Raw genomic sequence first — 12,213 nt, 5'->3', positions numbered from 1 at the left:
TATTGTCATGAGCACTAACCAATCCGATGCCTCCATGCCAGTCAAAGACTGGCCACTGCCCGTTCGCTTGTTGCTCAATGCAGGTCATGCTATTGATCACATGTATTTATTGGTGTTCGCAGCTGCTGTGGCTGTCATTGCCATAGATTTCGGATTCACTCGCTGGGAAGACTTGATGCCATTCGGTGTCGGGGCTTTTATCCTGTTTGGATTGGGTGCGCTACCGGCAGGTCGATTGGGGGATCTTTGGGGTCGCCGCAAGATGATGCTGGTATTCTTTTTCGGGATGTCGGGATCAATGCTCTTGGCGGCGATGGCTCAGTCGGCATGGCAACTGGCAGCGGCATTAACCATCATGGGCGCATTTGCATCGATCTATCACCCCGTCGGTATACCGATGTTGGTCCAGCGTTCACCGCGGCCGGGTCTGGCTATTGGCATCAATGGGCTGGCCGGTAACCTTGGGGTAGCAGTCGCGGCCCTCATCACCGGATTTTTAGTTAAGTGGTTTGACTGGCGTGCAGCATTTATCGTGCCGGCGTTGATTGCGTTAGGCTGTGGACTTCTCTTTATGCAGTATTGTCCGCATGAGGAGTCCGCGCCAGTCAAAGGCACAATCAAGGCCAAGGTGCAATTGCCACCCAAGTTGTTAATGCGTGCACTTTTGGTTTTGACGATGGCGTCCGTTTCGGCCAACATGTTATTCAACTTCACCACCAATGGCAATGGTCAGTTGATGGTCGAGCGCTTTAAAGGTGTGATAGAAGATCCCGCTTTGCTTGGATTGCTACTGGCGGTTGTCTATGGCATCGGCGCCTTGGCCCAGGTGGTGGTGGGCCGACTATTGGATCGTGTGGCCGTAAAACCACTTTTTTTAACCATAGTGGTTCTGCAAATCCCGCTTCTACTATTGGCGTCGGTATCGCACGGTTGGATGCTTTACGCTGCGCTGATCGGTTGCATGATCTTTATATTTGGATCGATCCCATTTGTCGATGTGGTTATTGTTCGATATGTAGATGATCGGATCCGTTCACGAGTGGCTGGATTCCGATTGGCAGTGTCTTTAGGTATCAGTGCTTTGGCCGTCTGGATTCTGGGTCCATTTGTGAAGTCAGCGGGGTTTGATTCCTTGTTTATGTTTATGGCGCTGATCTCAATGTGTACGTTTGCGGTAGTGTTGCTATTGCCAAGCGAGCGCACCGCGGCGGCAGCGGCCGCTGATTCTGCAGTTCAGACCTAGGCGTTTGGGAGAGTGGGATGACCAAAGATGCAGGAGTTCTAAGCGGACAGGCATTGGTAGAGGCACGGCAAGTTCTTGACGACCGCTGGCAATTGAACACAGCGACCGAATCCAGTTTATCTATGCTCTCGTGTCAAGTCACGTTCAGAGACTTCAGGCGGGCTTTCGCTTTCATGACGGAGGTAGCCATGCTTGCAGAAAAGGCCGATCATCACCCGGAATGGTCCAATGTTTACAATCGCGTCAGTATTGCGCTCACGACCCACGACGCCGGGGGCATTACTGCTAAAGATATTGAGCTTGCCAAGCAAATCGACCTGGCCATGACGGGCTACGGTGTCGCCGAGTCGACTAGATAACCGATTCAATAGTCGACTTAATTTGAGCGCACATATTCGTGCGCTTTGAGATCCTCGAGCCTTACAAATTCCAATACCTTACTGTGTGTGGCTTCTAGGACCACCTGCGGCGCTACACCAGCGTCAAAAGCTTCCTTCCAGCGGGTAGCGCAAAGACACCAACGGTCGCCTGGTTTCAAACCAGGAAATCGCCATTGTGGGCGAGGCGTAATCAGATCGTTTCCGCGTTCAGCAGAAAATGCTAGAAACTCAGCAGTCATACGTGCACACACCACATGGGTACCGTGATCGTGTACATCCGTGTTGCAGCAACCATCTCTGAAATAACCGGTTAGCGGGTCGTAGGAACAAGCCTGTAGTGCTTCTCCTAGAACGTTCAGTGCGTCTTGCATGATGATCCGAATTTGACTCTGGGGTTTATTTTTATAAATGATTTAGATTGTCCTGCCAGAATAGGGCTTGCTCGTAAATAGCCGCACGCTCATCCGGGGTCATTTTAGCGAGCTGCCGATAGGCCATGCCGATACGGGGATTCTTTTCAAAACTCGGCGCATGGCGCTCGTAAAAGTTCCAGTAAAGCGCATTGAACGGGCAAGCATTCTCGCCGGTGCGTTTTTTAGGGTCGTAGCGGCAGCCTTTACAGTAGTTACTCATACGCCCAATGTAAGCAGCACTTGATACGTAAGGCTTGGTAGCGAGCAGTCCACCATCCGCAAACTGGCTCATGCCTAGTGTGTTGGGTGCTTCGACCCATTCAAAGGCATCGATATAGATTCCAAGATACCAGCGGTGCAATGCTTGCGGGTCAATGCCTGCAAGTAGCGCAAAGTTTCCGACGACCATCAGGCGCTGGATGTGATGAGCATAGGCATATTCAAGCGACTGCCCAATCGACTCGCTCAAGCATTGCATTTGTGTGCGTCCAGTCCAGAACCAATCAGGCAAGGGATTGTTGTGACCCAGTTCATTCTGTTCGGTGTAGCCAGGCATTTGTGACCAGTAAACGCCTCGAACATACTCACGCCAACCGAGGATCTGACGGATAAAACCCTCAACGGCAGCTAGAGGTGCATTGCCGCTGAGGTAGGCTTGCTGAGCCGCATCGACCACCTCTTTTGGGCTGATCATTTTAGTGTTGAGGGCAAACGACAGCAGACTGTGAAACAAGTACGGCTCGTTAGTGTGCATCGCATCCTGATAATCACCAAAATTTGGCAGAACGTAGTCAACGAAGTATGTCAGTTGGGTTAACGCCTCATCGCGGGTCAGTGGCCAGCTAAAGGCGTCGGCTTGTGGGTTACCAAAGGTTTTAATGCCGGCAGCGACAATCGTTTGCCAAAGCGCCGAGTGGTTATGCCTTGGACGACTATCTGCCGGTGATGGTGGTTTGCCCTTCCATGCCTTGCGGTTATCGGCATCAAAGTTCCACTTATCGCCAATCGGTTGGCTGTCATGCATCAGAACCCCGTATTGCTGCCGTAGCGTACGATAGAACTGTTCCATCAGCCAACGTTTACGGCCTTTAAAAATTGCGCGGGCAGTGTGGCGTTCAGTTAAAAAATGCTCTGTGTCGACCATCTCAACCGTAACGTCTGCTTGCTTACCCCAGTCTTGAAGTTGTTTATCCAGACGCCATTCGTCCGGCGCTTGATACTGAATTCTGGATGCACCAATTTGTCTGGAAATCAGGTCCAGATTTTTGGGGATGTCTTGGGTATTGTTTGCAGCGTCGATGGCTAGGTAATGTACGTGATGCCCGGCCTGTTTTAAATTCTCGGCAAACATGCGCATGGCAGCAAAGATGCCTAAGACTTTCTGCGCATGATGTAAAACATAGTCGGTTTCCTGACGCACCTCCATCAGGATGTAATGCACTTGCGGGTCGTGTTGTGTAAACCAACTATGCTGACTGTTTAATTGGTCGCCCAAGATGAGACGTAAGGTGGTCATGGCATGCTCCAAAGCTGCTGGTATGCTGCGTTGCGATCGTAGTCATGTGCTTGCTTTTGCGGGTTAAAACGACGCCCGCCCCTTGGGTCGGTGCCGACACCTGCGATATAGGCCCAATTACCCTGATTGCTACGTACATCAAAATCGATCAGGCAGTGTTCAAACCAGGCTGCACCGGCTAGCCAATCACCATGGAGGTCATGGATTAAAAAACTGGCCACATTCTGACGCATGCGATTTGAGAGATAACCGGTTGCTGCTAATTCGCGCATGGCAGCATCAATGAATGCATTACCAGTATTGCCCGAACACCAACGTTTAAATCCCTGGGTATTGGGAGACCGGGATTGAATCGGATGCTTCACCAGGCCTGATCTTGCAAAAAGCTCCGTTGGGAAACGCTGCATCATGAGTTGAAAATGATCGCGCCACAATAGTTCAAACCAGATCCAGTAGGTGCTTTCATTGCTCCCGTGAGTTGCCTCATGGGTTTGCAACGCCTGCCATATTTGGGCGGCAGAGATGGCGCCGACTGCTAGCCATGGGGAGAATTTGGTGGAGTAATCCGTTCCAATCAGACCATTACGTGTTTGCTTGTAGCGTTGTGGCAGATTGCTTGAAAAATATCGTGTCAGATGGGCCTGCGCCGCGTTTTGATCTGCGTGCCAGCCGTCCGCTTGATATGGAAAAGCGCTGCGTGCATCGAGTGCTGGTAGATCGATTGCGCCAGCGTACGGCCTGAGATCGCCTGTGAATTCAGGCGGCGCAGGCAGCTTGCTTGGCGAGTCCAGAGGCGTGCGTGGCCGACATTTGGCTTTTTCCACCAGACGACGAAAGTCGCTAAAGACAATTGGTGTCTGGTTAATCTCAAACGGTAGGCTTTCGCCTGGTAGCAGGGCCGATTGCTCAACGCTGATCACCTCCAAGCCTGCATCTTTCAGCAGGTTGATCTCATCGGATTCCTCGGGCGCATGGATTGCCTCGCACACAATCAGAGTAGCGTCCATCCGTTTGGCAAGATCAATGAGTCCTGATACACCAGAGATTGAAGGTTGATAGAGATCGCTGCCAAGCCCCTGTAGGGCCTTTTGCAGTCCTGCCAGAGACTGTGCCTCAAATGCCAAGCGATGGCAACCAAACCGTGTGAAACCCCAAGGTGTCACGGGATTGTCGTCTTTCAGCGTCACTGGTAATAGTGCACTGCTTGTTTGAGAGGCAAGGGCAACTGCCTTGGTAAGCGCAGGGTTGTCTGAGAGTCGACGGTCACGACGAAACCAGTAGATGATGGTCATGATTTTTTGCGAGTCAATTTGATGTCAGGATCATTGGGTGTGTGACCGCGGCTGCGACGGCAACGCTCTGAACAGTATTTCACCTCGTCCCAGACACTTTCCCATTTTTTGCGCCAGGTGAACGGGCGTTGACACACCAGGCAGGTTTTTTGTGGGAGGTTTGATTTCTTGACGCCACGCATTTTTAGAAGTCCAGGCTCAGTTGTGATGATTCAACCGAGGGTTTTGATTTGGACTGACGGCCAACGGGTTTAGCCTTGGACTTGCGTGTCATCGTCGGGCTCGATTCTAGTTGCTTGCGCGAGCCGTGTTTTTTGACGATTGCACTTTTGGCGGCTCTCACCGCAGGGGTAGCTCTCAAATCAAACACCTTTTGCTTGGCGCGGCGCGTTGAACTATCAAGGTCACAAACGGGGGTGGCAATATCGCTTCCGACTTTTATGCCACAGGTGTTTTGGAGGGTGTCAGGCATACGCCATGGCTCAAATAGCCACGCATCAGGTACCTGGCGCATGGCAGGCAGCCAGTGCCGCACGAAGACACCCCGAGGGTCATGATCTTTAGCTTGTTTGATAGGGTTGTAGATCCTCGGCACATTAATACCGGTGGTTCCCGATTGCATCTGCATCTGGCTCCAGTGTATGCCTGGTTCATAATCCAGAAATTGGCGTGCCAGCCAATGCCCGACCTCACGCCAATGTAGCCAAAGCGGATAGGCTGCTACTGAGACCAGCATTGCACGCATCCGGAAATTCAACCAGCCGGTCTGACCCAGCATAGCTACACAAGCGTCTACCAATGGCCAACCGGTGCGTCCTTCTCTTAGCGCCTCGAAACGCTCGCCAGACCACTCGCCCTCTCGCAAACCATCATAACCACGGTGCAAATTGCGGAATTCCAGTTCAGGCTCGTCTTCCAGCTTTTGAATGAAATGACAGTGCCAATAGAGTCGACTGACAAAGGACTGTAAGCCCTGTTTATGACGGCTGCGTCCTGGCGGCAGTGAATTAATGCAGTTTTGTGTTGCTTGGTAAACCTCGCGCATGGACAGGCAGCCGTAGCTCAAATAAGCTGATACTCGCGAGCATGCCGTGGGGGCTGATAGGGGAGACGAAATCCCACCACGATATTGCTGGCTGCGCTCGTGTAAGAACGTTTGCAGTGTTTGCAAGCCAAGCTGGCGTCCGCCGAGCTGACGCGCAGGCGGATCCGGATCTGTCAGCCCGAGCTCCATTGGGTTCGGTGGCCTGTCAATCAACCGCAATGGGCTGCTGTGCACCGTACCGGGTACGGGCACCTGAAAAGACCCACAAAAGCTCTCCCAGGCTGATTTCCAGTGATCCCGGTCGTGCGGTCCTCTTTTGACGCCAAATTGTGCAAATTCCTGCCACTGTATCCCGTTCTCGCGACACCACCGGGCAACCGCCTTGTCGCGCGCGTAAGTTAGGCCATTACCTGTTTCTTCGTGGGAGTACAGTGCAGCAAATGGCAGTGTTTGTCTGATGCGCTCAAGGCATTGAATCGCCTCTCCAACAAGTAGGTTTAGTTTCAGTCCCATGCCTGCAAGCTGTGTATGCAGGTCGCGCAAGCTCTCCAGAATGAACTGATAGTGCTGAGTGCCGGCATCTGGCGAGCGCCAAAGGCTAGGCTCGATGAAATAGACGCAGGTTAACGCACCGCGCTTAGCCGCTTGGGCCAAGGGCTGATGGTCATGTATGCGCAAATCGCGTTTGAACCAGACAACGATGTGTTCCATGGTCTCATGCTAGCGCAGCTTGGTTGTATCGGGGTGATTGGTTCCTGACTTAAAAATAGGGTTATTGTGAGCATGGTTTTGGTAGGATGTCGCCATCATGATTGATGTTGTTATTTTCTTTTTCCTGCTCGGTATATTCGCCCGTCTGGTTGGCTCTGATCTGCGTTTGCCCGAAGCGCTATACGAAACCCTGTCGATTTACCTGTTATTGGCGATCGGTTTAAAAGGGGGGATCGAGCTGTCGCAACAGCCCATGCTGTCGGTACTGCCGCAGGTGCTCGGCGTGGCACTAATGGGTTTCACCGTGCCATTGATCTTGTATCCAATTTTGCGATCACTCAGGTTTAACGCAGCCGACAGTGCCTCAATTGGTGCTCATTTTGGGTCTGTCAGTGTGGTGACGTTCGCGGTGGTGACGGCAGCACTCATACGTCAGGGAATCGCCTACGAGGCGCATGCCCCCCTATGGGTAGCCGTGCTTGAAGCGCCTGGCCTCATTGCGGGCGTGTTACTTGCCAGGCTTGGTGACAAGGATGCTGAGAGTACGGCGTCAGTGCGTGGGCATTGGGCAACATTGCTGCACGACGTCGTGTTTGGCAAGAGCGTACTGCTTCTTCTTGGAGGTCTGATTATCGGTGCGGTAGCTGGCACAGCCGGCACTGAACCGATCAAGGCACTCTTTATTGACCCGTTCAAGGGCGTGCTAGCGCTGTTTTTGCTCGAGCTTGGTTTAGTGGCTGGCGGTCGGCTAGCCGAAGTTAAGCGGTATGGCTGGCAGGTCGTGGCCATTGGCGTGTTATTCCCGTTGGGACTGTCGTTCGTGGGAGCTGGTCTGGGTTTATTGCTTGGTCTGTCCACAGGCGGAGTGGCAGTGATGGCAACCCTGGCAGCAAGCGCGAGCTATATTGCCGCGCCCACGGCGATGCGTATTGCAGTGCCAGCGGCCAACGCAGGGTTGTCGATCACGATTGCGCTAGGTATCGTGTTTCCGTTTAATGTTGTCATCGGGATTCCACTCTATATCAAGCTTGCACAGGCGCTCACAGGGGGCTAGTCATCTATGGAAAAGCACAAACGAACCCTGCTAGTTGTGATTGCAGAGGCCAACATCGAGCGCATGCTGGTGCAAGACATCAGGCGTCTGGGTGCAGCTGGTTACACGGTCACTGATGTGCGTGGCGGTGGGCATAGCGGCGTTCGCGAGGGTACATGGGAAGCCGATCGAACCATACGCATGGAGGTAGTCTGCGAGGGTGGGGTTGCCGACAAAATCGCCGAACATATGCTGGCCGAGTACGGTAAGCATTATGGACTGACCCTATACTTTTCTGAAGTGTCGGTGTTGCGTCCCAATAAGTTCTAGCATTAATCAAGGCAAGCGATCTGGCCTGTAACTAGGACTTCAGTTTCCGTCGCAACGCCTCAAAAAAAAGCGTTGACTGTAGTCGCTCACTATCGATTTGATGGCCCGTCGTGGCAGCTAGCTTGGGATCAACCGTCATAAGATCTTGGCCCGTCGACATCGCTAACACTTGCATCATGCAGGCGCGTTCAAGCATGTACAAGTCGTCATAGGCATAGTCGATACGGTGCGAACACACGACCACGCCATGGTTGCCTAAGAACGCAATGTCTGCACCCTGCATAGCGCGTGCAATGCGTTCGCCTTCGCTAGTATCAAGCGCCAAGCCGTTGTATTGCTCATCGGCGACCGTTCTGCCATGAAATCGCATGGCGTTTTGTGACAGCGTGGTGTCAAGCGCCCGCGCACGGGTCAGCGTCAAAGCAGTGGCGTATGGCATATGGGTATGCAGCACACACGCTTTGCCCGCAATCTGATGAATCGCCGCGTGGATATACATGGCTGTCGGCTCAACCGGGTGACGCCCGGCTAACTGTTGGCCCTGTGCGTCGACCATGACAATGTCGTCGGCATAGACCTCTTCCCACAGTAACCCACGGGGATTCAGTAAAAACCTGCCACTGCCGTCTGGTAACTCCACGCTAAAGTGATTACAAACCCCCTCAGACAAACCGTGAAAGCTAGCTGCTCTGAGTGCAAGTGCCAAGTCTTCTCTCAAGCGAACCACGCTTTCGCTGTGAAAGTCATCATCGTGAGTGGTCGGACTGTCAGACATCTCCATTCTCCTTTGAACGGGTCATACTGAAAATCTCAGCATTGTTTCGTAAAAAATCAGTGGTCAAGAAACTGCTTGAGCGCACCGGCCCATTTATGCCAGTCAAGACTGCTGGCAAAGTGACCGTAATCTGAATCGATTTCAACATATTTTGCAGTGCCTGCGGATTTGGGCCACTGATCAAGTGTTTCGCTGACAATCGATGGCGGGAATAAGCTGTCGGTGCGACACAAAACGTATAGAAGTTCGGCGTGAGCCTCCGTGAGTCGTGCCCGTACATCGAACCGGTTGATCATCGCCCTGAGCGCGAGCATGGCATTGGCATCAAATTTTGCTGCCCAGTGTCTGGCCATATCGTGTAGCCTGGCCTGCACTTTGATGGCATCGTGCAGTTCACTCTCGAGCCAAGCCGGTACGCCGTACCTTTCCAAGGTTTTGATACGAATGCCCTCAAGCGTGTCCTGCATTTGAGACAAATGTTCGTAGTACCAACCATTGTGCCAGGCTGCGCTTGACTCTAGGACCGCTGTCACTGCTTGATGACTCGCAGCCTGATTCAAAGAGCCCCAGGGTGCTGTCAGCACAGGGATGACCTTACGTAACTTCTCTGGGTATTGAACAGCCCACTGGAACGCTCCAAACCCACCCATCGATAAACCCATGACGGCATGCAACTGTTGCACACCGAGCCAGGCCAGTAAGGCCTGCTGTGCATTTGTCTGGTCTTCAAATGTCAACGCAGGAAACTCAGGCCCCCATCGCTTGCCTGTTCGTTCGTTGATATCGCCCGGACCTGTGCTGCCATAGCTCGAGCCCAAGGCATTGGGCGCAATGACAAAATATCGGTTAGTGTCTATTGCTTTGCCAGGTCCGATGAGTGGTCCCCAGCTACCCTCAGCGTTGTCGGGATCATCCTCTAGAACGAAGCGATGACTAGAGGTGTAGCCGTGTAAAACAAGTATGGCATTATCACCGCGCGAATTCAGTGTCCCTAGGGTGACATAGGCTAAACGGGCATTTGGCAACGAATCGCCAAGCGCTAGTTCGAGCTCACCGAGCTCAAAGTGCTGGTCAGGTAATGGCATGGCTGGCAGGGCAGTTTGTTGATTATTCGTGTTGTCACTCTACCAACAAATCAACCCCTTGGTGGCAGGCAATGCCTAGACGCCAACATCGCCTCATTTTGCGATAGCGCAGTGCCCACCCACAGATGCCTTGCCGGATCCCAATGCGATTGCTGGCGGTTCGTTACGCAGGTCAATTTGGGGCGATATTTGCCAATCCCATGACAGAAATGCCACGAGTACCAGCCAAAAAAGCCACTGCAGCGGTTTCTGAGCTTTCATTTCCGCCCCCTAGAATCCGTAATAACGTCGCAAACGCACGCCAATCAACGTGCCAGCAAAGGCCAAAGGGATCCAGATCCAGCCATGCAGGCTGCCTGTCGACACACCGCTTAGCATCGCGCCTATATTGCAGCCAAACGCGAGTCGTGAGCTATAACCCATCAGAAAGCCTGCCAGCAGGCCAATCAGCCATTGTTGACGTGTCAAGGGCGTCTCGTTGCCCGATGATTTGGCGGAAATCCAGAGGGCGCCTGCCAGAATGCCGATATTGGTGATTGAGGTCACATCCAGCAAAACGGATTGCGCGAGAATTTGGGCATTGCTGTCTTGGCCCCAGAAAAAGTTTCCAGTTGGGTCGAACAGGTTTGCTGATTGAGCTATCTTGGCGGCCCAAAGCCCAAACCCGTAAACCACGCCCCAGGGTTGGCCAGCCACCACCAGGTTCAAGGTGGCTAGCAATGCTAACGCTAGGGCACCCCAAAGCCATTTAGCGTCAAACCAAGTTCTGTGTTTGCCAACCCATAAGCGCACTGTGATCAGTATCGCGAGCAATCCCAGCAGTGTCACAGCCAGTGCCTTTTCCAGGCCAAGTGAATTGACCAGTCCCACTGGTGCAGTTTGTCCAAGCGATAGCCAGTCACCAATGTGCACTGACCCCAGAAAGCTACCGGCAGCAAACAGTGGCAAGATACCCATATTCAAAGGAATACCGAGACCTGCTTTATATAAGGTGCCCGAGCCGCAGCCATCGGCAATCTGCATCGTCAAGCCAAATACAAAGGCTCCCAAGATCAGGCTTAAGCTCGGAGGGCCTAGGGCGGCGGTCAATTCGGTGTAGTTAGCCAGTAGAGGCATCGCTAAAATCGCTGCGAGCGCGAGCAATACCAATTGACCCGTGACACCACGTGGGTCTTTGTGTTCAATGAGTGCACGCCAGCCAGTGGTAAATCCAAATCGTGCACCGGCTAAGGCTGCGCCCATGCCAATGCCGATGACAAATAACAAAGCCTGACGTACCGACACAGCCCACAATAACAGGATGAAAAAGGCGACCATCAAGGCCGCCAAAGGCAGTCGTTTCATGAGAGCTCAGAGTCCAGCAAACCAGAGTTTGGCATCAATGATCAATTGTTTAAAGCGGCCGGGTACGTTGTCCATTGGCAAAGGGGTGGATGCCTGCGTCCAGTCCACCATGGAGCCCGCGTAAAGCTTCACGTCTTTGTCACCCACCAGTTCCGAAAGTACAAACCAATTGGTGGCAGCCCAATGTCCCGTATTGCAAAACGACACCACTTCTTTGTCGGTGTTGGTCAGGTGATACTTCGTAGCAACCGACTTGGCCTGTTCGGCGTCAATGACCTGGCTAGTGCCAGGCTTGAACCATACTGAGTGAGCAACGTTCATTGCACCCGGTAGCGTGCCAGGTGTTTTGGCGGCAACGTGCCGGGTCTGACCATTAAAGAAGTCTGCTGGGCGTGCATCGACTAGGACCGCACGGGCTGACTCAGTGTCTTGGAGCAGTTGCTTCTGACTAATCAAGAGGTTTTGATTGATGTTTGGCCTGAAATCACTCTGGGCGATTGGTGGCACTGCGGTAGTGAGTGCCCGACCGGCTGCCTGCCAGGTCTTGATGCCACCATTTAGGATCGACAGGTTTTGCAGGCCTAGCACCTTCAGGGTCCAATAAACACGGGCAGCTGCACCGAAGTCAGTATCATTTGCACCGCTAGACACTACAACCGCGTGGGTCTGGTCAGTCAGTCCCAGGCGCTGCACGAGCTCAGTCAGTTTATTGAGCGCTGGCAGTTCACCTGGATTGCTTGACGGCCCGCGCCACTGACCGTATGGGGCATTGGCGGCGCCAGCAATATGGCCTTCCGCATATTCCTTTGGCGTGCGAATATCGATTATCCGAACATCTGGTTTGCTGGCAAGTTGCGCCAAGGTGTTGGGATCAACCAGAGGTTGCGCTGCTGCAGCGATGCTACAAGCTGCAACCATGGCGATCGTTCCTAACGCCAAAGTTATAAATTGCTTGATGGAGGATGTGTGATGGAGATGATTCATGGTGTCGCTCAAAAACATGGTGTGATTCGAATGAGCGATTGTGAAAGATCCCTATAGATCTG

Annotated in this window: 14 protein-coding genes; 4 read left to right on the top strand and 10 right to left on the bottom strand. The window is 52.8% G+C overall.

Going from position 1 to position 12,213, the window contains the following annotated elements; genetic code table 11:
• Positions 1-7 precede the first annotated feature (7 nt).
• Both DHf2319_RS08855 and DHf2319_RS08850 read left to right on the top strand, forming a co-directional pair.
• Positions 8-1,243: an MFS transporter gene (locus tag DHf2319_RS08855; RefSeq protein ID WP_243477856.1), complete on the top strand. Its 1,236-nt coding sequence runs from the start codon at positions 8-10 to the stop codon at positions 1,241-1,243.
• Between the two features lie 17 nt (positions 1,244-1,260).
• A complete protein-coding gene (locus DHf2319_RS08850) occupies positions 1,261-1,602 on the top strand; it encodes a 4a-hydroxytetrahydrobiopterin dehydratase (protein WP_243477855.1) in 342 nt (113 codons plus the stop codon).
• A gap of 17 nt (positions 1,603-1,619) precedes the next feature.
• Here the strand turns inward: DHf2319_RS08850 and DHf2319_RS08845 are convergent, their stop codons facing one another.
• From DHf2319_RS08845 to DHf2319_RS08825, 5 genes are read right to left on the bottom strand one after another with little or no spacing between them, the layout of a single operon-like run.
• The gene (locus DHf2319_RS08845; protein ID WP_243477854.1) at positions 1,620-1,994 is read right to left on the bottom strand and encodes a DUF2237 family protein; all 375 of its coding nucleotides are present in this window, start codon (positions 1,992-1,994) and stop codon (positions 1,620-1,622) included.
• A 31-nt stretch (positions 1,995-2,025) separates the two neighbouring features.
• Entirely contained in the window at positions 2,026-3,552 is a 1,527-nt protein-coding gene (locus DHf2319_RS08840; protein WP_243477853.1) for a cryptochrome/photolyase family protein, read from the bottom strand.
• Entirely contained in the window at positions 3,549-4,844 is a 1,296-nt protein-coding gene (locus DHf2319_RS08835) for a DASH family cryptochrome (protein ID WP_243477852.1), read from the bottom strand. The genes DHf2319_RS08840 and DHf2319_RS08835 overlap by 4 nt, the downstream gene beginning before the upstream one ends.
• Complete coding sequence (locus DHf2319_RS08830; RefSeq protein ID WP_243477851.1) at positions 4,841-5,026, bottom strand: DUF2256 domain-containing protein; 186 nt, start codon at positions 5,024-5,026, stop codon at positions 4,841-4,843. The genes DHf2319_RS08835 and DHf2319_RS08830 overlap by 4 nt, the downstream gene beginning before the upstream one ends.
• Before the next feature lie 2 nt (positions 5,027-5,028).
• Positions 5,029-6,600, bottom strand: coding sequence for an FAD-binding domain-containing protein (locus tag DHf2319_RS08825; protein ID WP_243477850.1), 1,572 nt, complete (start codon positions 6,598-6,600; stop codon positions 5,029-5,031).
• A gap of 97 nt (positions 6,601-6,697) precedes the next feature.
• On the opposite strand from DHf2319_RS08825, the gene DHf2319_RS08820 reads away from it, so the two are divergent.
• Positions 6,698-7,654: a sodium-dependent bicarbonate transport family permease gene (locus DHf2319_RS08820; RefSeq protein WP_243477849.1), complete on the top strand. Its 957-nt coding sequence runs from the start codon at positions 6,698-6,700 to the stop codon at positions 7,652-7,654.
• A 6-nt stretch (positions 7,655-7,660) separates the two neighbouring features.
• Positions 7,661-7,963 carry a P-II family nitrogen regulator gene (locus DHf2319_RS08815; RefSeq protein ID WP_243477848.1) on the top strand — a complete coding sequence of 101 codons (303 nt, stop codon included), beginning with the start codon at positions 7,661-7,663 and terminating at the stop codon, positions 7,961-7,963.
• A gap of 31 nt (positions 7,964-7,994) precedes the next feature.
• Here the strand turns inward: DHf2319_RS08815 and DHf2319_RS08810 are convergent, their stop codons facing one another.
• The 5 genes from DHf2319_RS08810 to DHf2319_RS08790 all read right to left on the bottom strand — a co-directional run bounded on the left by DHf2319_RS08810 (position 7,995) and on the right by DHf2319_RS08790 (position 12,085).
• The gene (locus DHf2319_RS08810; protein ID WP_243477847.1) at positions 7,995-8,738 is read right to left on the bottom strand and encodes an aldolase; all 744 of its coding nucleotides are present in this window, start codon (positions 8,736-8,738) and stop codon (positions 7,995-7,997) included.
• 56 nt (positions 8,739-8,794) lie between these two features.
• Positions 8,795-9,823 (bottom strand): alpha/beta fold hydrolase, encoded by a 1,029-nt coding sequence (locus tag DHf2319_RS08805; protein ID WP_243477846.1) that lies wholly within the window; start codon positions 9,821-9,823, stop codon positions 8,795-8,797.
• A gap of 93 nt (positions 9,824-9,916) precedes the next feature.
• Positions 9,917-10,084 carry a hypothetical protein gene (locus tag DHf2319_RS08800; RefSeq protein WP_243477845.1) on the bottom strand — a complete coding sequence of 56 codons (168 nt, stop codon included), beginning with the start codon at positions 10,082-10,084 and terminating at the stop codon, positions 9,917-9,919.
• A 9-nt stretch (positions 10,085-10,093) separates the two neighbouring features.
• On the bottom strand, positions 10,094-11,167 hold the full coding sequence (locus tag DHf2319_RS08795) for a YeeE/YedE thiosulfate transporter family protein (RefSeq protein WP_243477844.1): 1,074 nt from the start codon (positions 11,165-11,167) through the stop codon (positions 10,094-10,096).
• A 6-nt stretch (positions 11,168-11,173) separates the two neighbouring features.
• Positions 11,174-12,085, bottom strand: a complete 912-nt coding sequence (locus tag DHf2319_RS08790; RefSeq protein ID WP_243477843.1) for a sulfurtransferase — start codon at positions 12,083-12,085, stop codon at positions 11,174-11,176.
• Between the last annotated feature and the right edge of the window lie 128 nt (positions 12,086-12,213).

Source organism: Orrella daihaiensis (assembly GCF_022811525.1).
Lineage (GTDB): Bacteria > Pseudomonadota > Gammaproteobacteria > Burkholderiales > Burkholderiaceae_B > Algicoccus > Algicoccus daihaiensis.
Note: the sequence above shows the minus strand (reverse complement) of the source record. Positions and strands in the feature narration are given on the sequence as shown.

Coding starts and splice junctions, on each gene's coding strand:
- DHf2319_RS08855 (WP_243477856.1), top strand. CDS start 8: ATGAGCACTAACCAATCCGATGCCTCCATGCCAGTCAAAGACTGGCCA.
- DHf2319_RS08850 (WP_243477855.1), top strand. CDS start 1,261: ATGACCAAAGATGCAGGAGTTCTAAGCGGACAGGCATTGGTAGAGGCA.
- DHf2319_RS08845 (WP_243477854.1), bottom strand. CDS start 1,994: ATGCAAGACGCACTGAACGTTCTAGGAGAAGCACTACAGGCTTGTTCC.
- DHf2319_RS08840 (WP_243477853.1), bottom strand. CDS start 3,552: ATGACCACCTTACGTCTCATCTTGGGCGACCAATTAAACAGTCAGCAT.
- DHf2319_RS08835 (WP_243477852.1), bottom strand. CDS start 4,844: ATGACCATCATCTACTGGTTTCGTCGTGACCGTCGACTCTCAGACAAC.
- DHf2319_RS08830 (WP_243477851.1), bottom strand. CDS start 5,026: ATGCGTGGCGTCAAGAAATCAAACCTCCCACAAAAAACCTGCCTGGTG.
- DHf2319_RS08825 (WP_243477850.1), bottom strand. CDS start 6,600: ATGGAACACATCGTTGTCTGGTTCAAACGCGATTTGCGCATACATGAC.
- DHf2319_RS08820 (WP_243477849.1), top strand. CDS start 6,698: ATGATTGATGTTGTTATTTTCTTTTTCCTGCTCGGTATATTCGCCCGT.
- DHf2319_RS08815 (WP_243477848.1), top strand. CDS start 7,661: ATGGAAAAGCACAAACGAACCCTGCTAGTTGTGATTGCAGAGGCCAAC.
- DHf2319_RS08810 (WP_243477847.1), bottom strand. CDS start 8,738: ATGTCTGACAGTCCGACCACTCACGATGATGACTTTCACAGCGAAAGC.
- DHf2319_RS08805 (WP_243477846.1), bottom strand. CDS start 9,823: ATGCCATTACCTGACCAGCACTTTGAGCTCGGTGAGCTCGAACTAGCG.
- DHf2319_RS08800 (WP_243477845.1), bottom strand. CDS start 10,084: ATGAAAGCTCAGAAACCGCTGCAGTGGCTTTTTTGGCTGGTACTCGTG.
- DHf2319_RS08795 (WP_243477844.1), bottom strand. CDS start 11,167: ATGAAACGACTGCCTTTGGCGGCCTTGATGGTCGCCTTTTTCATCCTG.
- DHf2319_RS08790 (WP_243477843.1), bottom strand. CDS start 12,085: ATGGTTGCAGCTTGTAGCATCGCTGCAGCAGCGCAACCTCTGGTTGAT.